This is a genomic window from Chromobacterium amazonense (assembly GCF_001855565.1).
Classification (GTDB): Bacteria; Pseudomonadota; Gammaproteobacteria; order Burkholderiales; family Chromobacteriaceae; genus Chromobacterium; species Chromobacterium amazonense.
Genome location: NZ_MKCR01000019.1, coordinates 13,194 through 39,195 on the forward strand (window position 1 = coordinate 13,194; position 26,002 = coordinate 39,195).

The following is a 26,002-nucleotide window of genomic DNA, read 5'->3' on the forward strand; positions in this document are numbered from 1 at the left end:
GGCTTGAGCCAAGCATACAGCCGATCTGCGGCTCAAATATAGGCTTCCTCGCCGTGCAGGCTGACGTCCATCCCTGCCTCCTGCGCCGCGCGGAGTCAATCGTCGAAACTGAACTCCTCGCCGCTGCCGGCGCGGATCGCCTCCGCCAGCGTGGAGAAGAATTCCGAGCCGTCGCGGCCGGCGATCCAGGCTTCGCCCTCGCGGGCGAAATGGTAGCCGCCGCTCTTGGCGGCGATCCACATCTCCTGATTGGAAGCGTGGCGATTGACGATGACTTTTTCGCCGCTGTCGAACTCGATCTCCAGCACATTGCCCTGGCGCAAGGTATCGACATCCAGCTCGTGATCGTCCAGCGCCTGTTCGATGCGGTCGAAAATGGCGTCGCTCAATTGCAGAAATTCGCTTTCGGTCATGATGGCTTCCTGATGGCGCCGCCCGCGGACAACACGGCGCGGCGGGGTTTTGCTAGTATGCTGATTTTGCCATAACGGATCATTGCCAGTATGCGTACCCTGCTCGCTTGCGCAAGTTTGTCCCTATTCCTGGTCGCTTGCGGCTACAAGGGCTCGCTGGTCCTGCCCAAGGCGCCGGCCGCTCGCCATGAGCCGGCTCCGCCCAAACCGGCCGCGTCGGCGCCCGTCGCCGCCAAACCCGCGGCCTCCGCCGCCCAATAATTCCTTTGGCATAAGGATATTTCCAGATGGTGGCTTGTCTGAACAGACTCTTGGCCTAGAATGGCCCAATCAACTGGAATGCCGGGAATTGTCATGCCACATTACGCGCGCCATCTGGAACACCACACCATCGTCAATCCGTTTCCCGGCATCGCCAAGCTGGAAGCGGCGCTGGGCCACAAGGTGGTCAATCGGCTGGGCGCCAACGAAAGCCTGGCACGCCCCGACTCCCCGCTGTTGGCGCAATGGGGGGAGGCGCTGGCCGAACTGGCCAGACTCTATCCAGACCCGTACGCGCTGGCCTTGCGCGAGCGCGCGGCGCAGTTGCACGGCGTCGAACCCAGCCAGGTGCTATTCGACAGCGGCGCGGACAGCCTGATCCTGCTGGCGCTGCGCTTGCGCTGCAATGCCGGGGACGCCGTGGTGTGCAGCGCCGGCACCTACCCCGCCTTCCGCTACTTCGCCGAAGGCGTGGGCGCGCGCATTCTGGAAGTGCCATATCGACCGCATGGCATAGGCCTGCGGCCCGACCTGGCGCGGCTGTGCGAAGTGGCGCAGGCAGAGCGCGCCGTGGCGCTGTACCTGGCCAACCCGGACAATCCCACCGGCCACTACTGGTCCGCCGCAGATATCCAGGCGCTGCGCCAGCAGTTGCCGTCGAGCACGCTGCTGATTCTGGACGAGGCCTACGTCGACTTCTGCACCGAGCCGCAAGACGCGCCGCCGGCCGGCGCGCTGCCCAACACGCTGCGGCTGCGCACCTTGTCCAAGGCCTATGGCCTGGCCGGCCTGCGCGTCGGCTTCGCGCTGGCGCCGGCCGACATCATCGCCAAGGCCGACCAGATCCGCCCGCAATACGCGCTGTCCGGCCTGGCCCAGCACGCCGCGCGGCTGGTGCTGGACGATCCGGACTACTCGCGCCAGCTGGTGCGGGCCACGCTGCAGCTGCGCGACAAGCTCGACGCCGCGCTGCGCGCGCGCGACCTGACGGTGCTGCCCTCGCATACCAACTTCGTCGCCGTGCTCTATCCCAACGCCGCTGCCGCCGAGGACATCCAACGTCGGCTGCTGGCCGACGGCATCGCGGTGCATCGGCCGCCGCACCCGGCCCTGCGCCATCTGTTGCGCGTCACCGCCCAGCCGCCGGCGCTGTCCAGCAAAGTGCTGGACGCCTTGGCCGGCCATTGACCGCCGTCGATGCAAAGACATAATCGCCACTCGTTTTTCCAGCGGGATCTCTGCCCAGGCGAGATCCCGCTTCGTATTGGCCCGCCGCGCCAAAACCATCGCCTGGCAGGGCGCATCCGGCAGCGGCGCCGCGCCTGAAAACGAATAAAACCGGGATGCGGTTCGGATCGGCATCCCTCCCTCCGTTTTTGAACACGATGCCCACATGATGAAAACCCACTTCCCCCGCGGCCTGGCGGCATGGAGCCTGCTGGCTGTCGCCACCGTCTGCCTGGCCCGTCCGATTCCCGTTCGCGACGACGGCGAAACGCCGATCACGCTGCAAGGCACTGTGATCGGTCCGCTTACCTCCGGCGACAAGGCGGAAGGCACGCTATTCAAGGCCTATCATCTGAAACTGGCCAAGCCGATGCGCTTCGACGACGGTGCCGATTGCGGCCCGCAGGACAAGACCAGCCTGGCGCTGAGCCAGGAAGACATGGGCCGCTACAAAGGCAAGACCGTCACCGTGCAAGCCAAAGTGTTCTGCCAGATCAACCGCACCGGCACCTATCATCTGGGCGACATCGCCGTCGTGGCGCGCTGAACCGGTTGCCAGCAGCGCGCAGCGGCATCATTCCCAGCCGCCAGCGCATGAGGCGCGGCGGTTTGGCCTCTTTGCTGCCAGCCGTTATCATCGGTCGCTTGTCCACTGCTTCCCGGAGCCGACATGTTCCTGCCGTCCTCCCTGTCGCTAGCCGCCTTCGCGCTGCTGGCGCTCGGCCTGCTTGCCGCCAGCCTGCGCCGGCAACCTCCCGCCTGGATCGCGCTGGCCTGCAGCGCCCTGATGGCGCTGGCTGCCGGCGTGCTGCAGCCGCTGGGCGTGGTTTTCGCCGCCGCCGCCAGCCTGACGTTGGCGCAGCTCAAACGACCGCGTCCAGAGCTGACCGTGGTGTGGATCGCGCTGCTGTTGGCGCTGGCCCTGCACGCGCTGCCCGGCTTCGACAACCCGCTGCTGTGGCAAGGCAAGGCCAGTGCCGATAGCGCGCCTTACCGGTTGTTCTGGAGCTACGACAAAGGCCTGGCCGGGCTGATGTTGCTGCTGGGCCTCTCCACCGCGCCGCTGCCGGACAGGCAATTGGGCTGGCCGGCGGCGCTGGTGGGCGCGCTGGCGCTGCTGCTGACGCTGGGCATCGCCGCCGTCAGCGGCATCATCGGTTTTTCCCTGAAGTGGCCGGCCTGGCTGCTGCCCTGGTTGCTGGCCAACTGCTTCCTGGTCTCGCTGGTGGAAGAGGCCTTCTTCCGCGGCGGCATCCAGCGTTGGCTGGAACTGCGCACCGAGCCTTTCGCCGCGCTGCTGGCGGCGTCGCTGCTGTTTGGCCTGGCGCATCTGGCCGGAGGCTGGGCCTGGGTGGGGCTGGCGACCCTGGCCGGCATAGGCTACGGCCTGCTCTACGCCGCCCGCCGCCAGTTATGGCTGGCCGTGCTGGCGCACCTGGGCTTCAACACCTTGCACCTGCTGCTGTTCAGCTATCCGAAACTGGCGTGAAAGCATCGATTCGAGACAGCTTTATTCTCTAACTGTCTTGATATGAAAATAAAAAACCATAACGGGTAGCCCGCGCCATCGGTTAAAATCGCGGTCTTCGTTCACCATCCGCGAGCAGCACCGCCATGATTGAAGTCGGCATCGTGATGGGTAGCAATAGCGACTGGGAAGTGATGCAGCACGCCGCGCGCATGCTGAAACACTTCGGCGTCGCCTGCGAAACCCGCGTCGTCTCCGCCCACCGCACCCCTGACCTGCTGTTCCAGTACGCCGAACAAGCCGCCCCGCGCGGCCTGAAGGCCATCATCGCCGGCGCCGGCGGCGCCGCCCACCTGCCGGGCATGCTGGCCGCCAAAACACATGTGCCGGTGCTGGGCGTGCCGGTGCCGTCCAAATACCTGCGCGGAGAGGACTCGCTGCTGTCCATCGTGCAGATGCCCAAGGGCATACCGGTCGCCACCTTCGCCATCGGCGAAGCCGGCGCCGCCAACGCCGCCCTGTTCGCCGTGGCCATGCTGGCGACCACCCGGCCGGAACTGGCCGAAAAGCTGGTGGCCTTCCGCCAGGAACAGGAACGGACCGTGCTGGCGATGACGCTGCCGGAGATCGAATAATGGCCGCCATCCTGCCGCCAGCCATGCTGGGCATCCTCGGCGGCGGCCAGCTCGGCCGCATGTTCGCCGTGGCCGCCAAGACCATGGGCTACCGCGTCACCGTGCTGGACCCGGACGAAAACGCCCCGGCCGCGGCTTTCGCCGACCGCCACATCCGCGCGCCGTACAACGACCCGGCCGCGTTGCGCGAGCTGGCGCAAAGCTGCGCCGCCGTGACCACGGAATTCGAGAACGTCAACACCGACGCCATGCGCGAGCTGGCCAAGACCACGCGCGTCTCGCCGTCCGGCGACTGCGTGGCCATCGCCCAGGACCGCATTGTCGAAAAAAGCTGGATCAACAAGGCCGGCCTGCCGACGGCGCCGTACCTGGCGATCGAAAGCGTCGAAGACATCCAGGTGGACCTGGCGCCCTACCTGCCGGGCATCCTGAAAACCGCCCGCCTGGGCTACGACGGCAAGGGCCAGGTGCGGGTCAAAACCGCCGCCGAAGCGCGCGCCGCCTACGCCAACCTGGGCGGCCAGGCCTGCGTGCTGGAAAAGATGCTGGACCTGAAGCTGGAGGTCTCGGCCATCGTCACCCGCGTCAGCCAAGCGCAAAGCGCGGTGTTCCCGGTGGCGGAAAACATCCACCAGGACGGCATCCTCGACGAATCCATCGTGCCGGCGCGCATAGACCCGGCGCTGGCTGCGCAGGCGCAGGGCATGGCCAAAAAACTGGCCGACGCGCTGGACTACGTGGGCGTGCTGGCGGTGGAGTTCTTCGTGCTGGCCGACGACAGCCTGGTGGTCAACGAGATCGCCCCGCGGCCGCACAACTCCGGGCATTACACGCTGACCGCCTGCCTGACCGACCAGTTCCAGCAGCAAGTGCGCGCCCTATGCGGCCTGCTGCCGGGCAAGACCGACCTGCTCAGCCCGGTGGTGATGGTCAACTTGCTGGGCGACGTGTGGAAAGAGGGCGGCGGCGAGCCGAACTGGGACGTGCTGGCCGAAGCGCCGAATGCCCAGTTGCACCTGTATGGCAAGAAAACGGCGCGGCCCGGCCGCAAGATGGGCCACTTCAACGTGATGGCCGCCAGCGCCGACGAGGCGCTGGAGCAGGCCAGGGCGCTGAAAGATACGCTGTAATTCATCGGGCGATGCCATCAGGCATCGCCCTTTTGCATTTCAAGGAAGCATGATGACCGGACTCTCCACCACCAACCTGACCAGCCTGAAGAAGATTTACTCCGGCAAGGTGCGCGATCTGTACGAGATCGACGACAAGCGCATGCTGATGATCGCCACCGATCGGCTCTCCGCCTTCGACGTGATCCTGGACGATCCGATTCCGGCCAAGGGCCAGATTCTGACCGCCATCTCCAATTTCTGGTTTGAAAAACTGAAGGACGTGGTGCCCAACCACCTGACCGGCGACCAGCCCGAAGACGTGGTGGCGGCGGCCGACCTGCCGCAGGTGCAAGGCCGCTCGGTGGTGGCCAAGCGCCTGAAAGCAGTGCCGATCGAGGCGGTGGTGCGCGGCTACCTGGCCGGCTCCGGCTGGAAGGAATACCGGCAGTCCGGCTCGGTCTGCGGCATCGCGCTGCCGGCCGGGCTGAAGGAAGCGGACAAGCTGCCCGAACCCATCTTCACTCCGTCCACCAAGGCGGCGGTCGGCGACCACGACGAGAACATCAGTTTCGCCCAGTGCGAGGCCATCGTCGGCGCCGAACTGGCTGCCAAGGTGCGCGACACCGCCATCCTGCTGTATAAAACCGCCGCCGAATACGCGGCCACGCGGGGCATCATCATCTGCGACACCAAGTTCGAGTTCGGCCTGGACGAAAACGGCGTGCTGACGCTGATGGACGAGGCGCTGACGCCGGACTCCAGCCGCTTCTGGCCGGCCGACAGCTACCAGCCGGGCAGCAACCCGCCGTCCTTCGACAAGCAGTTTGTCCGCGACTGGCTGGAGGCCTCCGGCTGGAACAAGCAGGCCCCGGCCCCGGCCGTGCCGCTGGAGGTACGCGAGAAAACCGCCGCCAAATACCGCGAGGCGCTGGAGAGGCTGACCGGCTAAGTCCCCCATGCCGCCGGCCCCGAGTCGGCGGCATGCCTTGAGCATCAAGCCTGCTTGCGGCTACTATCTAGTGCCTGTCATACCGCCGCGACGCCATGAGCCTGACTCAACCGACACTCGACACCGCGCGCCTGAAACTGCTGCCGGCTCATCCGGACCTGACGGCGGCGGCGCTGGACTACCACAGCCGCAACCGCGCCCACCTGGAGCCATGGAATCCTACGCCAGGGCCACAGTTCTATACCGAAGCCTATTGGGCCATGCAGATGCGCCAGGCCGCCCGCGCCTGGGCAGAAGGCCATAGCGCCCGCTTCTTGCTGGCCATGCAAGACGAACCGGAGCGCATCATCGGCACCGTCGGCTTCAGCAATATCGTGCGCGGCGTGTTCCAGGCCTGCCATCTCGGCTACGGCATAGACCATGCCTGCGAAGGCCAAGGCATGATGCGCGAGGCGCTGCAGGCGGCGATACGCTTCGCTTTCGACGAATTGAAGCTGCACCGCATTCAAGCCAATTATCAGCCGTCCAACGCGCGCAGCGCGGCCTTGCTGCAGCGGCTGGGCTTCGTGATCGAAGGCCAGGCCAAGAACTATCTGTTCCTGAACGGCGCCTGGCGCGACCATGTGCTGACCTCGCTGACCCACCCCCATTTCGACAACCGGCCGCTGCTCGGCTGAAACGAGAGGACCGCGCATGCTACGCGCCACCCTGACCGCCGCCGACGGCGTCGCCATACCGCTATGCCAATGGCGGCCGGAGGGCCCGATACGCGCCGTGGTGCTCATCTCGCACGGCATGAGCGAGTACGCCGCGCGCTACCACCGCTTCGCCAGCATGCTGGCGGAAGCCGGCTACGCCGTGTACGCGCACGACCACCGCGGCCATGGCAGCTCGCCCGTGCCGCGCGGCTTCTTCGCCGCCGAGGACGGCTGGCGCAAGGTGGTGGACGATGTGGAAACGGTGCGCCGCCACGCCGCCGCCGAACACCCCGGCCAGCCCCTTGTCCTGCTGGGCCACAGCATGGGCAGCTTCATCGCCCGCGCCTATTTCCTGCGCTACGGCGTCCATCTGTCCGGGCTGATGCTGTCGTCCACCGGCTATCGCCAGAGCGCATTGGCGCGGCTGCTGGGCGGCTTGGCGCGATGCCTGGGCCGGCGCAATGGCTGGGACCGCCCCAGCCGGCTGATGGCCAGGCTGGTCTTCGGCAGCTTCAATCTGGGTTTTCCGCCGTGGCGCACCCGCATGGACTGGCTCAGCCGCGACCCGGCCGAGGTGGACGCCTATATCGCCGATCCGGACTGCGGCTTCGACCCGACGCCGGGCCTGTGGGCCGACCTGTTCGGCGGCATCATGGCGATGGAAGCGGGCGAGGCGGCCGGCGCCGCCATCAACCGCCATTGCCGCATTCTGCTATTCGCCGGCAGCCGCGACCCGGTCAGCCTGGGCCGGCTGGCGCTGGGCCAACTGGAAATCCGCTACCGCGACGCCGGCGTGCTGGACTTGCAAAGCAAAGTGTATCCAGGCGGCCGGCACGAAATGCTGAACGAGCGCAACCGCGCCGAGGTAGAGGCCGACTTGCTGCATTGGCTGGCGCAAAAAAACGCCTGAGCCAAACCTTGCTTATCCCAGACGCGCTGCGGCTTGTCGCCCGCGTGCCTAAGCAGGAAAAGGAAGCAGAAATGCAACAGCCGTCTGCCGCCAGCGTCCAGCGATGAAAACGGCCGTAACCAGCAGGAAAATGAATTTAAATGCCAATATCTTTTTTGTTGATTGATATAAGCAACAAAATCAACAATCAAGGCATTTTTTACTTAAGGAAGGTCTGAACAACCTGCCACGCAAACAGAAATGCAATTTCTCGCGGGGCTTCGGTTGCATTTCACCCACCAATTCCAGATCGCCCGCCATGAGGATGACCGGGTGCTTCCGGTCATCCGGCCTTTTAACTCGCCGCCAGCAAGGCCTTTCGCGCCAGCCAGATGTTGGCCAGCCCAAACAGCGTCATCAGTTGCGCGGTGTTCTTCTTCAAACCGCGGTAGCGTGTTTTCAGGTAGCCAAACTGCTGCTTGATGACCCGAAACGGATGCTCCACTTTGGCCCGAATCTTGGCTTTGACCATTTCGCCCAGCTGGATCTGCCGGTCGTCGGCTGAATCGGTCAGCGCTTTGCGCTGGCCGGGCCTCATCGCAATCCACCAACGCACCGCTCGCGATTGGTGTTCGGCTCGCTTGTGCACGCCAGCAAAGCCGGCGTCGCCAAACACATCGATTTCCTCGCCGTGCAACAACTGATCGACCATCGTGACATCCGCCACATTGGCGGGGGTGCCGGCCACGTGATGCACCAAGCCGGACTGGGCGTCGACGCCGATATGGGCCTTCATGCCGAAGTACCACTGATTGCCCTTCTTGGTTTGATGCATGTCCGGATCGCGCTCGCCCTGAGCGTTTTTGGTGGAGCTGGGCGCGTGGATCAGGGTGGCATCGACGATGGTGCCTTGCTTCAACATCAGCCCTTTGTCGCAGAGATGCTGGTGGATGGCGGTAAACAGAGCGTGGGTCAGCTGGTGCTTTTCCAGCAGATGGCGGAAGTTCAGCAGGGTGGTTTCGTCCGGGACGGCGTCCAGGGAGAGGCCGGCGAACTGGCGCATGGAGGCGATCTCGTACAGGCTTTCTTCCATGGCGGGATCGGACAGGCTGTACCAGTGCTGCAGGCAGTAGACGCGCAGCATGGCGGACAACGGGTAGGGGCGGCGACCGTTGCCAGGCTTGGGATACACTGGATCGATGACGGCTTCGAGCTGCGCCCAAGGCATGACCTGATCCATCTCTGTCAGAAAGATTTCGCGGCGGGTGCGCTTCTTCTTAGCGGCGAGTTCGAGATCGGTGAAGGTCATCTGCTGTCGCATGCTGGCGTCCTGGATCTGACTGAGGGGGAGTCAGTTTACGGGAAGATTGGAGACTTGTTCAGACCTTCCTTAAGTGGATTTCATAAAATATTTTATTGGCATTCATTCGCTTAGCCAGCGGCCATCCTGTGAAAATTTAAATATCCAACAGGTATCCATTTCGGTTTTTGTGCGTTTCAATTTACAAAACAGCCTTGTACAGAAAATTTTGGCTTAACTATTATTGACATGCTCCCGCTTTATCGCCCATCGAATGGGCATCTGCGGGCGCGCCAAAATTCAATTCTGATCAATGGTTCATCATGCAAATCAAGACTCTTCCGCTGCTTGCCGTAACGGTGCTGTCGCTGTCCGCCTGCTCCTCGTTCAAGGCCACCATCGTGCCGCAACAGAACAATACCTATTCCGCGGTCGCCATGGCGGATAATGCCAAGGACGCGCTGGATAACGCGGTGGGCAAAGCCAATGAAATCTGCAAGGACCAGAAGAAAAAACTGGTGGTGCTGAATCGAGAAGATGAGTCGAAGAACGACGGCGACAGCGCCCTGACGCAAATGGCCAAGAGCGTAGCCAGCTATGTGCTGCCTATCCGCAGCGATCAGGACTACAAGACCACGCTGCTGTTCCGTTGCGAGTAAGCGGCATGCGTTGGAATCTTTTACTGCTGGCGGCGGCCTTGTCGCCGTTGGCCGCCTGCAGCCAGTTGCAGCAAACCGCCAGTGACCTGGGCGCCACCGCGCAGGTCAATCTCAGCGCCTCGTCCGACCAGACCTATCTGCTGCATGGCCAGGGCAGCACCAGCCTGGCCGTAACGCGCGCCGTGTCGAAAAAAGCCAACCAGGTTTGCATGAACCTGGGAATGAAAGTGGGGCAAATGACGCGGGCCGATCCGGATGGCGAGGCCGAAGACAGCAGCCTGCAACCCAGGCAGTTGAACGGCCAGTACCAGCTGGCAGTCCGTTTCTCCTGCCAGCCGTACTAGACGCAAACGGACCCGCAACGGGTCCGTTTTCTACATCCGGCCGTCAGGCCGGAATCGCCTCCGCCTTGCCGTCCAGCGCCATCAGATAGCTCTCCACCGCCAGCTGCGGGTGCTTGTCCAAGATGGCCCGCCGCAGGGTCTTCAGCGCCGTGGCGTGGATTTCCGTTTCCCTCGCCGGCTCCTTGGCGAAATCTTCATTGAACACCACCTTGTAGGCGCCGCAATCGCGATGGTCCAGCAATACCACTTTCTTGATGTGGTGCAGGTCTATCGCCACGCCCAGGTGCTCCCAGAAAGTCGTGTTCCAGGCTGGGAACTTGTCGGTGATGGAAATCAGCGACGCGCCGGCCAGCACGATGTGGTCGTAATTGTCGCGCAAGCCCATGCCATTCATGAAAACCGCAGTGGCGTCGACCAGCCGATAGTCCATGCAGGACAGCAGCAGCACGTCGGTGCCCTTGGCCGCCCAGGCCGTGCGCGGCACAAAGCTGCCCAGCAGCGCGGCGCCGCCGCCCAGCGTGGCCAGCTTCAGGAAGCCGCGGCGGCCCAGCGGGCGCTGCTGCAGCGGGGTCAGGCAATCCATGTGGGCGTGGTGCGTTTCTTGGCACATCGTTATTCTCCTTTGTTGGCGACGACGCCAGTCGTCTGCGGCGATTATAGTCAGGTAAAACAGCACAATGACAGGTGATTGCGCGGCGCTTGCGTTGACAACTTACTTACCAGTAAGTATCTTGGCCAGCAGGGTTGACATCGCCAGACGAATCAAAGGCTTGGGCGCGCCCCGTTCGAGCCGCTACATAACGGACACGAGGAAGAAACATGAGCGCTTACCCGCACCTGCTGGCCCCGCTGGACCTGGGCTTCACCACGCTGAAAAACCGCGTGCTGATGGGTTCGATGCACACCGGCCTGGAAGAATCCCCGAACGGGTTCGAAAAAATGGCCGCCTTCTACGCCGAGCGCGCCAAGGGCGGCGTGGCGCTGATCGTCACCGGCGGCGTCGGCCCCAACGCCGAAGGCTGCGTGGCTGAAGGCGCGGCCCAGCTGGCGGACGAGCATGAAGTGGGGAAGCACAAGCTGGTGACCGACGCCGTGCATGCCGCCGGCGGCAAGATCGCGCTGCAGATCCTGCACTCCGGCCGTTACAGCTTCCAGGAAAAGTGCGTGTCGGCGTCCCCCTTGATCGCGCCGATCAACTTCTACAAGCCGCGCGAGCTGTCCGACGCCGACATCTGGCAAACCATCGCCGATTTCGCGCGTTGCGCCAAGCTGGCGCAGCAGGCCGGCTACGACGGCGTCGAGGTGATGGGTTCGGAAGGCTATCTGATCAACCAGTTCATCGCCCGTGCCACCAACAAGCGCAGCGACGACTGGGGCGGCAGCTTCGAGAACCGCATCCGCTTCGCCATCGAAACCGTCAAGGCGGTGCGCGCGGCGGCCGGCCCCAACTTCATCATCATCTACCGGCTGTCCATGCTGGACCTGGTGCAGGACGGCAGCACCTGGGACGAAGTCGCCCACCTGGCGCGCGAAATCGAAAAGGCCGGCGCCACCCTGATCAACACCGGCATCGGCTGGCACGAAGCCCGCGTGCCGACCATCGCCACCATGGTGCCGCGCGGCGGCTTCGCCTGGGTCACCAAGAAGCTGATGGGCCAGGTGAAGATCCCGCTGATCACCACCAACCGCATCAACACGCCGGAAGTGGCCGAGGACATCCTGGCCAGCGGCTGCGCCGACATGGTGTCGATGGCGCGTCCCTTCCTGGCCGATCCGGACTTCGTCAACAAGGCGGCGGCAGGCCGCGGCGACGAGATCAACACCTGCATAGGCTGCAACCAGGCCTGTCTGGACCACATCTTCCAGGGCAAGCTGACCTCCTGTCTGGTCAACCCGCGCGCCTGCCGCGAAACCGAGCTCAATTACGAGAAAACCGCCGCGCCGAAGAAGCTGGCGGTGGTCGGCGCCGGCCCGGCCGGCCTGGCCTTCGCCACCGTCGCCGCCGAGCGCGGCCACAGCGTCACGCTGTTCGATTCGGCCAATGAAATCGGCGGCCAGTTCAACGTGGCCAAGCAGATTCCGGGCAAGGAAGAATTCTACGAAACGCTGCGCTACTTTAAGCGCCGCATCGAAACCACCGGAGTCGAACTGAAGCTGAACACCCGCGTCGCCGCGGCAGACCTCGCCGGCTTCGACGAAGTCATCCTGGCCACCGGCATCGCGCCGCGCACGCCGGCCATCCCGGGCGTGGACCACCCGATGGTGCTCAGCTATCTGGATGTGCTCAAACACAAGAAGCCGGTGGGCAAGAAAGTAGCCATCATCGGCGCCGGCGGCATCGGTTTCGACACCGCGGAATACCTGTGCCACGAGGGAGAATCCACCTCGCTGAACACCGAGGCCTTCATGCGCGAATGGGGCGTGGACATGACGGGCGACACCGCCGGCGGCCTGGCGCCGCAGGGCCCGCAGCCGCACCAGAGCCCGCGAGAGGTCTATCTGCTGCAGCGCAAGACCAGCAAGGTGGGCGAAGGCCTGGGCAAGACCACCGGCTGGATCCACCGCGCCAGCCTGCAGATGAAGCGGGTGAAGATGCTGTCCGGCGTGAGCTACGACAAGATAGACGATGCCGGGCTGCACATCACGGTCAAGGGCGAATCGCAGGTGCTGCCTGTGGACAATGTGGTGATCTGCGCCGGCCAAGACCCGCTGCGCGAGCTGCTGCAGCCGCTGCAGGATGCCGGCAAGACTGTGCACCTGATCGGCGGCGCGGACGTGGCCGCCGAACTGGACGCCAAGCGCGCCATCGACCAGGGCTCGCGTCTGGCCGCCGCCATCTGATCGCGCCCCACTATCTGACACGCCCCCGCCACGCGGGGGCGTTTTCATTGCAAACAGAGGAAAGCGTTAAGGAATGTTTCTAGCCAGATCATCTTAACGCCGCTTACACAATACTCAATCAGCATGGCGCGCGGCCATGAAACGGCCGCTTCACATCAAACCATATCTGGAGAAACGCCATGACTGTTCCCCCAACCTTACGGCGCGCCGCCTTGGCCGCGGCGCTCAGCCTCGCCGCGCTGCCGGCGCTCGTCCACGCCGCCCCGTCTCCCATGCTGGACGCCAGCCACCCGGTCAACTGGTGGTTCGCCTTCAAGTTCAACGCCGCGTCCTTCCCCGGCTGCGGCGGTTCGGCCCAGGTGGACAGCTGCCAGTTTGGCGGCAGCCCGCAGAGCTACACCAGCGGCAACGGCTTCAGCCAGCAGTTCGTCTACGCCAGCAGCAGCGAGCCCAGCCTGAGCCAGGGCGGCGGCTGCGTGGGCGACACCACGACTGACCCTGTCGGCGCGACCTTCAGCCAGATTTACAACGGCACGCTCAATTACGTGGTGTGGAACGACCAGTTCTATGGCGATCCGGCCATTCCCTCCTGCTCCGGCGCTTCCTGCGGCGCGCCGTGGGGCCATTCCAAGGGCGTGTTGGCCTGGGACGATCAGGGCAACGGCGTGGTGATGCAGGTGAGCACGCCGTCGTGGCCGGCCTCCGGCAGCGCGCAATACCCGCGCGGCAGCGACGGCAACACCCTGGGCTGCGTGCAGGACAACGACGTCAAGGTCAGCCAGCATTTCTTCGCCCTGAAACTGAGCCACGCCGACACGCTGGCCGTGTTGCAGGCCCTGGCCAACGCCAGCGTGGCGACTGACCCGGGCAATCCGCAGATCGTCAAGAACGGCGGCCCGGCCGACATCCAGAACGCGGTCAGCCAGCTGGGGCAGCGGTCTGACAGCTCGACGCCGCAAGTCAGCAAGCTGTCCAGCGGGGTCACGCTGATCGCCAAACCGTCGGCGCTGCAAGTGCCGCCGTGGCAACTGGTGTCTGCCGAACTCGGCGGCGCGCCGCTGCGCGCGGCCACCTGGTGGGAGGGCAGCAAGAGCATCGCCATCCCTTCCACCAGCCGCGCCGGCGCGCCGGCCTGCTGGGACAGCAGCTTGCCGACGCCGGGCCCGGTGGCCATCGCCACTTCCGGCAGCTGGGCCGGACGCTCGTTCTCGCTGAAAGGCGGCATGGGCTACAACTTCAATCACGCCAAAATAGGCGTGAGCACCGGCGGCGGCGCCGCCTACGCCATCTTCGGCGACATGAACCAGGAGGGCGCGCTGTCCGGCAACTGCGCCAGCGCCCAGAACGGCCGCGGCGGCCTGTTCTTCGCCCTGCCCAACGCCGCGCTGGCGAACTCGATCGCCAAGCTGATCGGCGGCAGCACCGCCGCCGCCGCGCGCTGATCTGCAATCGGGCCGCCGGAGCCGGCGATCGACAGGCCGGCTCCGGCATTCAAAACCTGCGTGAACAAGTAATCACACTCCAGCCTGGTTTATCTTGCGGCAAGCTTTGGCGACACCAAATGCCATATGCATGTGCATCATTCAACCAGCAAGGAACTTAGCCATGATTCGCCAAGACGCGCGGTACCAGCAGGGCCTGGAGTTGATCCAATTTCTGCACGGGGGCCATAGCGGCGGCGAGCGGGTGGCGGCGGTAGCAGACATCAGCCCAGACTTCGCCGACATGACCATCGCCTGGGCCACCGGCCACATCCTGACTCGCCCCGGCCTGGATCTCGCCACCCGCGAGCTGATCCTGGTGGCGGCTTGCGCCCCCCAGGGTTTCGCGCTGGCGCAGCTGGTGGCGCACGCCAAGGCGGCGCTGCGCGCCGGCGCCACACGGCAGCAGATTCTGGAAACCATTCTGCAGCTGACCTTTTACGCCGGCGACCCGGCAGTCAGCAACGCGCTGGTGGCGCTGAAAGGCGTGCTGGCGGAACCGCAAGCCTGAAGCGGCTTGCCGGGCCGGCAGCTGGCCAAGAGACGCCGACTCGACGATTGTCATTGCCATTTCCGCCTATATTTGCCATTTTCATCATGAACACCGCTTGCAAGCGCTGCTTTGGCTTTTCCATCCCGCCGGCCCGCGCCGGCACGTTCTTGAGGAGCGTTCATGACCCGAAAATCCTTGCTATGCCTGGCTGTCCTGCTGGCGCCCTTGGCCTGGGCGGCCGATCCGCTGCCAGCCTTCCATGGCGATCCAAACCAGTCTTCGGTATCCGGCCTGTCCTCCGGCGCCTTCATGGCGGTGCAATATCAGGTCGCTTATTCCGCCTCTGTGGTCGGCGCCGGCGTGGTGGCCGGCGGACCGTACTACTGCGCCAAAGGCGGACTCGCCGGCGCCGGCCCCTGCATGAATACGGGCCAGCCCCCAGCCGCCTCCGAGCTGCTCAAATCCGCCAGGCAGTTTGCCGCCAAAGGCGAGATCGATCCGCTGGACAAGCTGGCCCGCCGCCGGGTCTATCTGTTCAGCGGCAGCAACGACAATACGGTGAAAACCCAGGTAGTGGATGTGGCGGCGGAGTTCTTCCGCCAGGCCGGCATGCCGGCCGGACAGATCGCCTATGAACGCCGCCTGCCTGCCGGCCATGCCCAGATCACGCCGGCCTTCGGCAACGACTGCAGCGCGACCGCCTCCCCCTACATCAACCATTGCGAATGGCAAGGCAAAGGCTATGACCAGGCCGGCGTGCTGCTGCAGCACATCTACGGCCCGCTGCAAGCCAGGGCGCAAGCGCTGACCGGCCGTATCGTCCGCTTCGACCAGAAGCCGTACGCCGCCTCCGGCAGCAGCCTGGCCGACGAAGGCTTCGTCTATGTGCCGCGCGCCTGCGCCGAAGGCGAAGCCTGCAAGGTGCATATCGCGCTGCATGGCTGCCAGCAGTACGCCGGCAAGGTGGGCGACGATTTCTACGCCCACACCGGCTACAACAATTGGGCCGACAGCAACCACATCCTCGTGCTGTATCCGCAGACCACGACCTCGCTGAAGAATCCGCAAGGCTGCTGGGACTGGTTCGGCTACACCGGCCCGGCCTATGCCTGGAAGAAGGGCCTGCAAATGCAGGCGATCAAGCAGATGGCCGACCATCTGGTATCGGCGCGCTAGCGACACGCCCGCCGCGACAAACGACCATGCCCCGCCAAAGCGGGGCATGGTCTTGGTAACGCGCGGCGCTTATTCGGCCTGCAGGGCGCGGCGAGCCTTGATCGCGTCGGCCAGCTGGGTCAGCAGTTTTTCCGTATCGTCCCAGCCCAGGCAACCATCGGTGATGCTCTGGCCGTACTTCAGCTCGCAACCGGGCTTCTGGTCCTGGCGGCCCTCCACCAGATGGCTTTCCACCATCACGCCGAAGATGCTGCGGTCGCCGCCGGCGATCTGGCCGGCCACATCGCCGCTGACTTCCATCTGGCGGCGGTAGTCCTTGCGGCTGTTGGCGTGGCTGAAATCCACCATCAGCTTGTGCGGCAGGCCCACGGCGGTCAGCTCGGCGGCGGCGGCGCGCACGTGCTCGGCCGAATAGTTGGGTTCCTTGCCGCCGCGCAGAATGACGTGGCAGTCCGGGTTGCCGCCGGTGGACACGATGGCCGAATGGCCAGTCTTGGTCACCGACAGGAAATGGTGAGGCACGCTGGCGGCGCGAATGGCGTCCACCGCGATCTTCAGGTTGCCGTCGGTGCCGTTCTTGAAGCCCACCGGGCAGGACAGGCCGGAGGCCAGCTCGCGGTGCACCTGGCTCTCCGTAGTGCGCGCGCCGATGGCGCCCCAGCTGATCAGGTCGGCGAAATACTGCGGCGTGATCATGTCGAGGAATTCGGTGGCGGCCGGCATGCCCAGGTTGTTCAGCGTCAACAACAGGCGGCGCGCGATGCGCAGGCCGGCGTTGATGTCGTAGGACTCATTCAGGTGCGGATCGTTGATCAGGCCCTTCCAGCCCACCGTGGTGCGCGGCTTCTCGAAATACACGCGCATCACCACCACCAGCTCGCTGGCCAGCGCCTGGCGCAGCGGCGCCAGCTTCTGCGCGTATTCGATCGCGGCGTCGGTATCGTGGATGGAACAGGGGCCGATCACCACCAGCAGGCGGTCGTCCTCGCCGCGCAGCAGCGCCGCAATGTCGCGCCGGGTGTTGTAGATCAGTTCGGAGGCGGATTCGCTGATCGGCAGCTCATACAGGTGGGCGATCGGAGGAAGCAGTTCCTTGATCTCGCGGATTCTGACGTCATCGGTCTGGCGTTGCATGCGGTTGTCCCTTGGCTATTTCGTTTTCTGCATAGCAGCAAGATAACCGGATTTGTCCGCCCTAGACAACCGCCGGCTGGCACAATGGGAAAAGCGCCGCGGCCCGAAGGCGGCGGCGCTTGGCGCAAAACGGATGAATGGAGATCAGTCTGCGTACTGGCGCTTCATGCGCTCGCGGCGCTCCTGGGCCTCCACCGACAGCGTGGCGGTGGGGCGCGCCATCAGGCGCTTCAGGCCGATCGGCTCGCCGGTGTCTTCGCAGAAACCGTAGGAACCGTCTTCGATCTGGCGGATGGAGGCCTGGATCTTTTGCAGCAGCTTGCGCTCGCGGTCGCGGGTGCGCAGCTCCAGGGCGTACTCTTCCTCCAGCGTCGCGCGATCGGCCGGATCGGGCGTGGCTTCCTGTTCTTGCAGATGGTTGGCGGTAGCGTTGGCGTTTACCAGCAACTCCTGCTGCATCTGCAACAACCGGTCCTTGAAAAACTCAAGGTGGTCGGCGTTCATGTAGTCATCGCCTTCCCAGTTGAGGATATCCTGTTCGGTCAGCTTGGCCATGTTTGGTGCTTCCAGCATAGAGTTGGCAACAGGCGGAGAAGATTACCGGCGGGCCAATATTTGCGCAACTGTCTTGAGCCTGAATCCCAATAATTACTCTCGACTGCTATCATTTTTTATAGCCTGGCCCGGTATCAATAACAAGTCCGCCCGAATTTCAGTTCAAATCAATAGCGACGTCGTTTTCGACCGGTCATTCCCATACAAGTTCAAAGGCGGCCGGAGCCGCCTTTTTAGCGAAGAAAAACCGTTGCGGTTTCGCATCGCCGCTATCCACGCCAGGGATTTATTTCTGGCTCAATACCCACTTCACCAGCGCTTTCAGGTCGGCATCCGGAATATTCGGATGCGGGGTCATCGGAATCGGACCCCATACGCCGGAGCCGCCATTCTTCACCTTGGCGATCAGCTTGGCCTCGGCGCCCTTGTCGCCGGCGTATTTCTTGGCCACGTCCTTGTAAGCCGGGCCGACGATTTTCTTGTCGACGGCATGGCAGGCGGTACAGCCATACTTCTGCGCCAGTTGCATATTCGCCATGGCCGGCGCGGCGGCGACGCCCAACAGCAGGGCGGCGAGCAGGGTCTTCTTCATCTTGATGCTCCCTATCGTTTCACGGTGCCGCCGGCAAAGACCGGCAGCTGTCAAAAGTATGACAAATAACCCGTCTTACTGGATAACCACTTTGAGTTGGGTCAAGAAACCCGTTTCCAGCATGCGCACCGGCAGCATCATGATCACCTGGATCACCAGCAGCAGCAGCAGCGGCGACAGGTCCACCCCGCCCACCACCGCGCGGCGGAACGGCCGCAGGAACGGCCGAGTCAGGCTGTCCAGCACCGGCGCGATCGGGTTGTACGGATTGATCCAGCTCATCACGGCCTGCACGATCACCGCGCCCATCAGCAGCGTCAGCGACTGCTTGAACACTTCCAGCAGCGACAGCAACGCCAGCGCCACCCACACCTGCGGGAAGGCGAACACCTCCGGCAGCGAGCCGAGGAGCAGCATCAGGATATTGGCCAACAGGCACACCAGCCAGGCCAGCAGCATGGTGGCGGTGTCGTAATTGCGCACCGACGGCACCAGCTTGCGCGCCGGCAGCACCAGGAAATTGGTGGCGGCCATCACGAACTGGCATAAGGGGTGCTTGAACGGCGCGCGCGCCACCTGCAGGTAGAAGCGCAGCAGCAGCACCAGCACGAACAGGCCGGACAGGGTCTTGATCAGGAATTGCAGCGTATCGAAAAACATGATTGCGGTTTACTCCTGGCTGAGTTGTTGACCCATTTCGATCGAGCGCTCGCGGCAATCCATCGCGCCGGCGATGATGGCCGCCTTGACGCCCTCGGCTTCGAAGCGCGCGATGGCGCGCTCGGTGGTGCCGCCCTTGGACATCACGTTCTGCCGCAAGGCAGCCACCGGCAGCGGGCTTTGCCGCGCCAGCTCCACCGCCCCGTCGAAGGTGGCCAGCACCAGTTCGCGCGCCTGCGCCTCGGCAAAGCCGGCCTTGAGCGCGGCCTCGATCATGCTTTCGATGAAGTAGAACACATAGGCCGGGCCGCTGCCGGAGACGCAGGTAATATCGTCGATGCCGGTCTCGTCGTCCAGCCACACGGTCAGGCCCGCGGCGCGCATGACGGTTTCGGCGGCCTCGCGGTCCGCTGCGGCTATCTCGGCGTCGGCATACAGGCCGGATACGCCCTTGCCCACCATGGCGGGCGTATTCGGCATCACCCGCACGATGCGGCCGCTGCCCAGCCAGCGCCGCAGCGCGTCCAGGCGGATGCCGGCGGCGATGGACACCACCAGCGCGCCGTTCAGCCGCGGCGCGAGCTGCAGGCACAATTCGCGCAGTTGCTGCGGCTTGACCGCCAGCACCACGACCTCGTCCGCGGAGAAGGCCCCCGGCAGCGTTTGGCCGCCGCTGCAGCCGAAATCGGCCGCTAATTGGTCCAGCTTGTCTTGCTGATGCTCCACCACATGGATGCGGTGGCCGCCCTGGCGGGCCAGCCCGCCTATGATGGCGCCGGCCATATTGCCGCCGCCGATGAAGGTGATTTGCATGGTGTCCTCTGGACGCGTTGCGGCGCCGGCCGCGCCGGCGCCAATAAACTCAATGGCTGTAGTGTCTGTCGCCGCAAATGGCCGAACCCACGCGCACCAGCGTGGCGCCTTCGGACACCGCCAGCTCCAGATCGGCCGACATGCCCATCGACAAGGTGTCCAGCGCCAGGCCCTCGGCGTTCAGTTGATCCCGCAGCCGCCGCAAAACGGCGAACTGCGCGGCCAGCTTGGCCGCGTCCTCGGTTGGCTCCGGAATGCACATCAGTCCGCGCAGCCTCAGCCTCGGCATGGCCGCCGCGGCGCGCGCCAGTGCCATGGCCTCTTCCGGCGCGCAGCCGCTCTTGCTGTCTTCGCCGGAAACATTGACCTGCACGCATATGTTCAGCGGCGGCAGCGCGTCCGGCCGTTGCGCCGACAAGCGCTCGGCGATCTTGGGCCGGTCTACCGAATGCACCCAGTGCGCGCGTTCGGCCACCACGCGCGTCTTGTTCGACTGCAGGGGACCGATGAAGTGCCATTCTACCGCCAGGTCGGCGAGCGCCTCGCATTTCTGCTGCAGTTCCTGCACGTAGTTTTCGCCAAAGGCTCGCTGGCCCAAGGCGAAGAGGTCGCGGATGTCGGCGGCGGGAAAAGTCTTGCTGACGGCGAGCAGGGCAACCGCGTCATCGGCGCGGCCAGCGGCCGCGCACGCCGCGCGCAGCCGCGACTGCACCTGCGACAAGCGGGATGAGAGGGAATCTGTCATGTATTAGGGGTCCGAGAGCGAATACCGGCCGTGGCCGGATGACGACTGCGTTATCGCGAAGATTGTAGGGAAAGCGGCCGCGGATCACAATCGAACACCGCATCGCGCCATGGGCCGCGGCAGTGAACGCCGCGCGATGCAGCCACATTCTATATTGTTTCAATAGAAATAATATCAATCAGCTAAATATTACATATGCATGTTGAAAGCCAGCCATCTGCGGTATGATGGTTGCCCCGCTTCCGCTGAATCCACGCCATGATTATCAGACTGATCGGTATTTCCTTGCTCGCCGCCTGGCTCTCTCTCCCCGTTCAGGCGCAATCGAATCCGATTCTCCTGACCGTCTCCGGGCATATCAGCCGCTATACCGACCCGCAGCAGAAAACCTATCAGTTCAGCGAGGCGGATCTACAGGCTTTGCCGCAGCATAAAATCGTCACGCAAACCAGCTGGACTCCGAAATCGACATTTTCCGGCCCACAGCTGCGCGATATTCTGCAAACAGTCGGCGCCAGCGGCGGCCAGGTCAAACTAACGGCGCTGAATGATTACACCTACACCATCGCCGCCAAGGAGCTGGTCCAGTACGGCGTGATTCTGGCGCGGGAGCGGGATGGACGGAAAATGGACATTGCCGAGCGCGGGCCGCTGTGGCTGATCTATCCGCTGGACAATATGCCTAGCCAGCTGCGCGGCCCGCTGCTCGACGCCAAGCTGGTTTGGCAAGTCAATCGCATCGATATCCGCTGAGGCCGCGATGCCGACATCCCACCGCTCGCCAGAAGAGAAAATAGGCCGCCGGTTCCGCGCCGCCTGGAAAGGCGCCTCTCCCAGCATTCTGATGCTGCTGTTCGTCGTCGCCTCCGGCATTTACCTAGCAACGGAGCGCTTCATCGCGGCGCGCGCGCTGCCGCCGCATGGCGACGATCTGTATTGGAGCGTGGCGCAGCTGCAAGTGGAGCTGGAACGCTCGCGCGCCGAGCTGGAGCGGCTGCGCGGCGGCGAGATCGACGCCAGCCAGGCGCAGACTCGGCTGGCCATCGCCCAGAGCCGCACGCTGGATTTCCTGCTGCCGTCGCCGGTCGGCCGCCAGCTAAGCGGCATCAACGGTTTCGCTGCGCTGACCGAGCAGCTGCAACGCTTCTTCCACGACGAACGCGTGCGCCACCCGCAACCGGCCGACGCCGCGGCGCTGGTCGCCGCCATCGACCAGCTGCGGCCTACCCTGGCCGAGTTCGCCGTGCAGTCGCGCGTGGCCGAGGTCGGCGCCCGCGAAGCGCGCAACCGCGAGCAGGAGCGCAATCAGCATCTGATGTCGCTGTGGTTCGCGCTGTGGGTGGCCATCTGCATTGCCATTCTCTGCCTGCTGTATCGCTACCAGAACGCCCGCCGCGACGTCGCCTCGCACCAGGCGCTGTTGGAGCAAGAGCGCGCCGCCCACCAGGCGACGGTGGCGGCCGAGCTGGACCGCACCACCTTCCTCGCCACCATCAGCCACGAAATTCGCTCGCCGCTGCAGACGATGCAGGTCTGCGTCGAACTGATCGAGCCGCAGATCGCGTCCGGCGGCAAAACCCATGCCGCGCTGTCGCGGCTGAAGTCCAGCATGGCGCACTTGATGACCCAGGTGCGCGACATCATGGACATTTCCGCCATCCACAACATGCAGTTCCGGCTGCAGCCGGAAGACATCGACCTCGCCCAGATACTGCACGAGGCGATAGACGCCTACCGGGTACAGCTGGAAGGCAAGGGGCTGCAGCTGAGCGTGGCGCTGGAAGACCTGCCGCCGCTGGCGAGGCTGGATGGCTGCCGGCTGCGCCAGATCGTCGGCAACCTGATCTCCAACGCCATCCGCTACACCGACCACGGCTCGGTAACGGTAGCGGCGCGCGTGGAAACCGCGGACGGCCTGTCCGTGCTGGAAGTCCGCGTCGCCGACACCGGCATCGGCGTGCCGGCCGACCTGCAGTCGCGCATCTTCCAGCCGTTCTTCCAGGGCCGCCAGCGCCGGCCCGGCAGCAGCGGGCTGGGATTGGCCATCGTCAAGGAGCTGGTGCGGCTGCTGGGCGGGGAAATCGCCCTGCGCAGCGAGGAGGGCCGGGGTTCAGAATTCTCTGTGCGGCTGCCCATCCAGCTGACGCTAACCGCGCCGGACAAAACCATTCTGCTGGTGGATGACGACCCGAATATCCGCGAGCCTTTCGCCGACTGCCTGGCGCTGGATGGCTACGCGGTCACCACCGCCGCGACGGCCGCGGAGGCCTGTCGGCGGCTGCGGGAACAGGCCTTCGGCGTCATCCTGCTGGATATGCAGCTGGGCGCGGACAGCGGCTACGATGTGGCCTCCAAGGCGCGCGATGGTTTGAATCGGGCCGCGCGGCTGATCGCGATGACCGCCTATCCGGAAGAGTACAGCGACCCGCGCGCCGCCTGGTTCGACGAAAGGCTGGAAAAGCCGTTCGACCTGAGCCGTTTGCGCGCCAGCCTGCGCCAGCGCGGCTAAGCCCCCAGGCGCGGCCGATGCGTTTTTCGGCACACGCGCCCGGCGCGGCGCGCGATTTTGTTGCGCCGGCTGCCCGCTACGCTTGAGAATGCACGGATAATCGCGCCCGTCCCTCCCCGCGCATGGACGGAGGCGCGTCCGCAATCTCGCAACGGGTCTCGATATGGAAATCTCCGAGCTGCTGGCTTTCACCGTCAAGAACAAGGCCTCCGACCTGCACCTGTCGGCCGGCCTGCCGCCCATGATCCGGGTGAATGGCGACATCCGCCGCATCAACCTGCCGCCGATGGACCACCATGACGTGCACGACATGGTGTACGACATCATGAACGATTATCAGCGGAAGATTTTCGAAGACACCTACGAGTGCGACTTCTCGTTCGAGCTGCCCGGCATCGCCCGCTTCCGGGTCAACTCCTTCATCCAGAACCGCGGCATGGCATCGGTATTCCGGGTGATTCCCAGCAAGGTGTTGACGCTGGAGCAACTGGCGGCGCCGAGAATCTTCCAGGAGATCGCCTCCCTGCCGCGCGGCCTGGTGCTGGTGACCGGCCCCACCGGCTCGGGCAAGTCGACCACGCTGGCCGCGATGATAGACTATGTCAACGAAAACGAGTTTTCGCACATTCTTACTGTGGAAGACCCGATCGAATTCGTCCACGAAAGCAAAAAAAGCCTGATCAACCAGCGCGAGCTGGGTCTGCAGACCCACAGCTTCGCCAACGCGCTCAAAAGCGCGCTGCGCGAAGACCCGGACGTGATCCTGGTGGGCGAATTGCGCGATCTGGAAACCATCAGGCTGGCGCTGACCGCGGCCGAAACCGGCCACCTGGTGTTCGGCACCTTGCACACCAGCAGCGCCGCCAAGACCATAGACCGTATCGTCGACGTGTTCCCGGCCGGGGAAAAGGAAATGGTGCGCTCCATGCTGTCGGAATCGGTGCGGGCGGTGATCGCGCAGACGCTGTTGAAGACCAAGGATGGCCAGGGCCGGGTGGCGGCGCATGAAATCATGATGGGCACGCCGGCCATCCGCAACCTGATCCGCGAGAACAAGATCGCGCAGATCAATTCGATGATCCAGACCGGCCAGCAGCACGGCATGCAGACGCTGGACCAATGTCTGGCCGATCTGGTCCGGCGCAACGTGGTCTCGCCAGCCGAGGCCCGCGCCAAGGCCAGCAACAAGGACGCGTTCTGAATCCGGACGCGCAACCCGGTCAAAATCCCCCGCAGCCGCCAGCGGCCGCGGGCTAAACTGGAAGCAGCCAAGCAGGATACGCCGCCATGGAAAAAGACCAGGCCTCCAAATTCATCCACGATCTGCTGAAACACGCGATCGGCAAGAACGCCTCGGACATCTTCATCTCGCCGGAATTTCCGCCGGCGATGAAGATAGACGGCAAGATCACCCCGGTGGCGCCGCAGCCCTTGTCGGCCCAGCAGAGCAAGGAGCTGGTGCGTTCGGTGATGAACGACCGCCAGACCGAGGAGTTCGAGTCCAAAAAAGAAGCCAATTTCGCCATCAATCCGCCGGGCATCGGCCGCTTCCGCGTCAGCGCCTTCGTGCAGCAGGGCATGGTGGGCATGGTGCTGCGCAAGATCAACACCGAAATCCCCAACCTCGACCAGTTGAACCTGCCCGAGGTGCTGAAGGATGTCGCGCTGATCAAGCGCGGGCTGGTGATCTTCGTCGGCGGCACCGGCTCCGGCAAATCCACCTCGCTGGCCGCGCTGGTGGACTGGCGCAACAGCACCAATCAGGATCACATCATCACGGTGGAGGATCCGATCGAATACGTGCACACGCACAAAAAGTCCATCGTCACCCAGCGCGAGATCGGCGTCGATACCGAAAGCTGGGAAGTGGCGCTGAAGAACACGCTGCGCCAAGCGCCCGACGTCATCCTGATGGGCGAAATCCGCGACCGCGAAACCATGAACTACGGCCTGCAGTTCGCCGAAACCGGCCATCTGTGCCTGGCCACCATGCACGCCAACAACGCCAACCAAGCGCTGGACCGCATCCTCAACTTCTTCCCGGAAGAACGCCACCAGCAGGTGCTGATGGACCTGTCGCTGAACATGCGCGCCATCGTGTCGCAACGGCTGGTGCCGCACAAGGGCGGCACCGGCCGCGTGGCGGCGGTGGAAATCCTGCTCAACAGCCCGCTGGTATCAGACATGATCTTCAAGGGCGAGATCGCCAGCCTGAAGGAAGTGATGGCGCGCTCGCGCGAAGCCGGCATGCAGACCTTCGACCAATCGCTGTTCGAACTGTACGAGGCCGATCTGATCAGCTACGAGGACGCGCTGCGCAACGCGGACTCCATCAACGACCTGCGCCTGAGAATCAAGCTGTACAGCGAAAGCGCCCGCAATCGGGACCCGCTGGAAGGCATAGACCACCTGGATATCGTTTGACCCGGCGCAACGCCGTTATTCACCATGCCTCTTGATAACAACACTACTGTCCTGATCATCGAAGACTCCCACACCGTGCGCCAGAGCCTGCGCAGCATGCTGTCCACCGCCGGCATCACGCGCTCGGAGGGCGTCAGCAACGCCAGCGAAGCGCGCAACCGACTGCGCGGCAAGAACTACGACGTCGTGCTGTGCGACTACAACCTGGGCGAAGGCATGGATGGCCAGGAACTGCTGGAAGCGATGCGCAAGGGCGGCAACCTGCCGATCTCCACCATCTGGATCATGATTACCGGCGAGCGCCACTACGAACGGGTGGTGGCCGCCGCCGAAATGGCGCCGGACGACTACATTTTGAAGCCGTTCGCCTCGCAGATGCTGCTGGACCGGATGAATCTGGCCCACCAGCGCAAGATTTTCCTGGCGCCGGCCCACAAACTGGTGATGCAGGGCAAGCCGGAGCAGGCGATCCAGGTTCTGCGGCAGCTGGCGCGCGAAGCGCAGAACCCGCAATATCGGCTCGATGCCCAGCGGCTGGCCGCCGAGCTGTTGGTCAACGAGGGCCGCCAGAGCGAGGCGCTGACCATCTACCAGGAGCTGCTCAGCATGCGGGTGATCCCCTGG

The 26,002-nt window shown here is 64.3% G+C and carries 29 protein-coding genes; 20 read left to right on the forward strand and 9 right to left on the reverse strand.

Annotated elements, in window-relative coordinates; all coding sequences use genetic code 11:
- Positions 1-95: 95 nt before the first annotated feature.
- Complete coding sequence (gene cyaY / locus BI343_RS09510; RefSeq protein WP_071109526.1) at positions 96-413, reverse strand: iron donor protein CyaY; 318 nt, start codon at positions 411-413, stop codon at positions 96-98.
- A gap of 90 nt (positions 414-503) precedes the next feature.
- Here cyaY and lptM point away from each other — a divergent pair, with 90 nt between their 5' ends.
- The 9 genes from lptM (at position 504) to BI343_RS09550 (ending at position 7,673) form a co-directional block, all read left to right on the forward strand.
- Positions 504-674, forward strand: coding sequence for an LPS translocon maturation chaperone LptM (gene lptM, locus BI343_RS20740; RefSeq protein WP_422614110.1), 171 nt, complete (start codon positions 504-506; stop codon positions 672-674).
- 93 nt (positions 675-767) lie between these two features.
- Complete coding sequence (locus BI343_RS09515) at positions 768-1,862, forward strand: pyridoxal phosphate-dependent aminotransferase (protein ID WP_071109527.1); 1,095 nt, start codon at positions 768-770, stop codon at positions 1,860-1,862.
- A gap of 205 nt (positions 1,863-2,067) precedes the next feature.
- Entirely contained in the window at positions 2,068-2,448 is a 381-nt protein-coding gene (locus BI343_RS09520) for a hypothetical protein (RefSeq protein ID WP_071109528.1), read from the forward strand.
- A gap of 123 nt (positions 2,449-2,571) precedes the next feature.
- Positions 2,572-3,390, forward strand: a complete 819-nt coding sequence (locus tag BI343_RS09525; RefSeq protein ID WP_071109529.1) for a CPBP family intramembrane glutamic endopeptidase — start codon at positions 2,572-2,574, stop codon at positions 3,388-3,390.
- A gap of 125 nt (positions 3,391-3,515) precedes the next feature.
- Positions 3,516-4,004 carry a 5-(carboxyamino)imidazole ribonucleotide mutase gene (purE, locus tag BI343_RS09530; protein ID WP_071109530.1) on the forward strand — a complete coding sequence of 163 codons (489 nt, stop codon included), beginning with the start codon at positions 3,516-3,518 and terminating at the stop codon, positions 4,002-4,004.
- Positions 4,004-5,134, forward strand: a complete 1,131-nt coding sequence (locus tag BI343_RS09535; protein WP_071109531.1) for a 5-(carboxyamino)imidazole ribonucleotide synthase — start codon at positions 4,004-4,006, stop codon at positions 5,132-5,134. Before purE ends, BI343_RS09535 begins: the two co-directional genes overlap by 1 nt.
- A 52-nt stretch (positions 5,135-5,186) precedes the next feature.
- A complete protein-coding gene (locus tag BI343_RS09540; protein ID WP_071109532.1) occupies positions 5,187-6,065 on the forward strand; it encodes a phosphoribosylaminoimidazolesuccinocarboxamide synthase in 879 nt (292 codons plus the stop codon).
- A gap of 95 nt (positions 6,066-6,160) precedes the next feature.
- Entirely contained in the window at positions 6,161-6,742 is a 582-nt protein-coding gene (locus BI343_RS09545) for a GNAT family N-acetyltransferase (protein ID WP_071109533.1), read from the forward strand.
- A gap of 16 nt (positions 6,743-6,758) precedes the next feature.
- Positions 6,759-7,673, forward strand: coding sequence for an alpha/beta hydrolase (locus BI343_RS09550; RefSeq protein ID WP_071109534.1), 915 nt, complete (start codon positions 6,759-6,761; stop codon positions 7,671-7,673).
- Between the two features lie 334 nt (positions 7,674-8,007).
- On the opposite strand, the gene BI343_RS09555 is transcribed toward BI343_RS09550, so the two are convergent.
- Positions 8,008-8,973 carry an IS5 family transposase gene (locus BI343_RS09555; RefSeq protein ID WP_083340712.1) on the reverse strand — a complete coding sequence of 322 codons (966 nt, stop codon included), beginning with the start codon at positions 8,971-8,973 and terminating at the stop codon, positions 8,008-8,010.
- Between the two features lie 302 nt (positions 8,974-9,275).
- Between BI343_RS09555 and BI343_RS09560 the strand changes: the two genes are divergently transcribed.
- The gene (locus BI343_RS09560; RefSeq protein ID WP_043627686.1) at positions 9,276-9,611 is read left to right on the forward strand and encodes a hypothetical protein; all 336 of its coding nucleotides are present in this window, start codon (positions 9,276-9,278) and stop codon (positions 9,609-9,611) included.
- Positions 9,612-9,616: 5 nt separating this feature from the next.
- The gene (locus tag BI343_RS09565) at positions 9,617-9,955 is read left to right on the forward strand and encodes a hypothetical protein (RefSeq protein ID WP_071109535.1); all 339 of its coding nucleotides are present in this window, start codon (positions 9,617-9,619) and stop codon (positions 9,953-9,955) included.
- Between the two features lie 43 nt (positions 9,956-9,998).
- On the opposite strand, the gene BI343_RS09570 is transcribed toward BI343_RS09565, so the two are convergent.
- Positions 9,999-10,565, reverse strand: a complete 567-nt coding sequence (locus BI343_RS09570) for a carbonic anhydrase (protein ID WP_043627693.1) — start codon at positions 10,563-10,565, stop codon at positions 9,999-10,001.
- A gap of 209 nt (positions 10,566-10,774) precedes the next feature.
- On the opposite strand from BI343_RS09570, the gene BI343_RS09575 reads away from it, so the two are divergent.
- From BI343_RS09575 to BI343_RS09590, 4 genes are all read left to right on the forward strand, one after another.
- Positions 10,775-12,796 (forward strand): NADPH-dependent 2,4-dienoyl-CoA reductase, encoded by a 2,022-nt coding sequence (locus tag BI343_RS09575; RefSeq protein ID WP_071109536.1) that lies wholly within the window; start codon positions 10,775-10,777, stop codon positions 12,794-12,796.
- A 179-nt stretch (positions 12,797-12,975) separates the two neighbouring features.
- Positions 12,976-14,238 (forward strand): deoxyribonuclease II family protein, encoded by a 1,263-nt coding sequence (locus tag BI343_RS09580; RefSeq protein ID WP_071109537.1) that lies wholly within the window; start codon positions 12,976-12,978, stop codon positions 14,236-14,238.
- A gap of 163 nt (positions 14,239-14,401) precedes the next feature.
- On the forward strand, positions 14,402-14,788 hold the full coding sequence (locus BI343_RS09585) for a carboxymuconolactone decarboxylase family protein (RefSeq protein WP_071109538.1): 387 nt from the start codon (positions 14,402-14,404) through the stop codon (positions 14,786-14,788).
- 162 nt (positions 14,789-14,950) lie between these two features.
- Positions 14,951-15,946 carry an extracellular catalytic domain type 2 short-chain-length polyhydroxyalkanoate depolymerase gene (locus BI343_RS09590; RefSeq protein WP_071109539.1) on the forward strand — a complete coding sequence of 332 codons (996 nt, stop codon included), beginning with the start codon at positions 14,951-14,953 and terminating at the stop codon, positions 15,944-15,946.
- A 69-nt stretch (positions 15,947-16,015) separates the two neighbouring features.
- Here BI343_RS09590 and aroG read toward each other — a convergent pair whose 3' ends face one another.
- The 6 genes from aroG to BI343_RS09620 form a co-directional block, all read right to left on the reverse strand.
- Positions 16,016-17,080: a 3-deoxy-7-phosphoheptulonate synthase AroG gene (aroG, locus tag BI343_RS09595; RefSeq protein ID WP_071109540.1), complete on the reverse strand. Its 1,065-nt coding sequence runs from the start codon at positions 17,078-17,080 to the stop codon at positions 16,016-16,018.
- A 144-nt stretch (positions 17,081-17,224) separates the two neighbouring features.
- Positions 17,225-17,635 carry an RNA polymerase-binding protein DksA gene (dksA, locus tag BI343_RS09600; RefSeq protein ID WP_043627703.1) on the reverse strand — a complete coding sequence of 137 codons (411 nt, stop codon included), beginning with the start codon at positions 17,633-17,635 and terminating at the stop codon, positions 17,225-17,227.
- Between the two features lie 286 nt (positions 17,636-17,921).
- Entirely contained in the window at positions 17,922-18,227 is a 306-nt protein-coding gene (locus tag BI343_RS09605) for a c-type cytochrome (protein ID WP_043627705.1), read from the reverse strand.
- Positions 18,228-18,302: 75 nt separating this feature from the next.
- Positions 18,303-18,887, reverse strand: a complete 585-nt coding sequence (locus BI343_RS09610) for a YggT family protein (RefSeq protein WP_043627706.1) — start codon at positions 18,885-18,887, stop codon at positions 18,303-18,305.
- Positions 18,888-18,896: 9 nt separating this feature from the next.
- Complete coding sequence (proC, locus tag BI343_RS09615) at positions 18,897-19,700, reverse strand: pyrroline-5-carboxylate reductase (protein WP_071109541.1); 804 nt, start codon at positions 19,698-19,700, stop codon at positions 18,897-18,899.
- A 49-nt stretch (positions 19,701-19,749) separates the two neighbouring features.
- Complete coding sequence (locus BI343_RS09620) at positions 19,750-20,445, reverse strand: YggS family pyridoxal phosphate-dependent enzyme (RefSeq protein WP_071109542.1); 696 nt, start codon at positions 20,443-20,445, stop codon at positions 19,750-19,752.
- Positions 20,446-20,703: 258 nt separating this feature from the next.
- On the opposite strand from BI343_RS09620, the gene BI343_RS09625 reads away from it, so the two are divergent.
- The 5 genes from BI343_RS09625 to BI343_RS09645 form a co-directional block, all read left to right on the forward strand.
- The gene (locus BI343_RS09625; protein ID WP_071109543.1) at positions 20,704-21,198 is read left to right on the forward strand and encodes a putative pterin-binding protein; all 495 of its coding nucleotides are present in this window, start codon (positions 20,704-20,706) and stop codon (positions 21,196-21,198) included.
- 7 nt (positions 21,199-21,205) lie between these two features.
- Positions 21,206-22,954, forward strand: coding sequence for an ATP-binding response regulator (locus tag BI343_RS09630; protein WP_139165693.1), 1,749 nt, complete (start codon positions 21,206-21,208; stop codon positions 22,952-22,954).
- Between the two features lie 163 nt (positions 22,955-23,117).
- Positions 23,118-24,155 carry a type IV pilus twitching motility protein PilT gene (locus BI343_RS09635; RefSeq protein ID WP_043627716.1) on the forward strand — a complete coding sequence of 346 codons (1,038 nt, stop codon included), beginning with the start codon at positions 23,118-23,120 and terminating at the stop codon, positions 24,153-24,155.
- Positions 24,156-24,241: 86 nt separating this feature from the next.
- Positions 24,242-25,378, forward strand: coding sequence for a PilT/PilU family type 4a pilus ATPase (locus BI343_RS09640; RefSeq protein WP_043627718.1), 1,137 nt, complete (start codon positions 24,242-24,244; stop codon positions 25,376-25,378).
- A gap of 24 nt (positions 25,379-25,402) precedes the next feature.
- On the forward strand, positions 25,403-26,002 hold a 600-nt coding region (locus BI343_RS09645; RefSeq protein ID WP_139165694.1), incomplete at its 3' end, for a response regulator.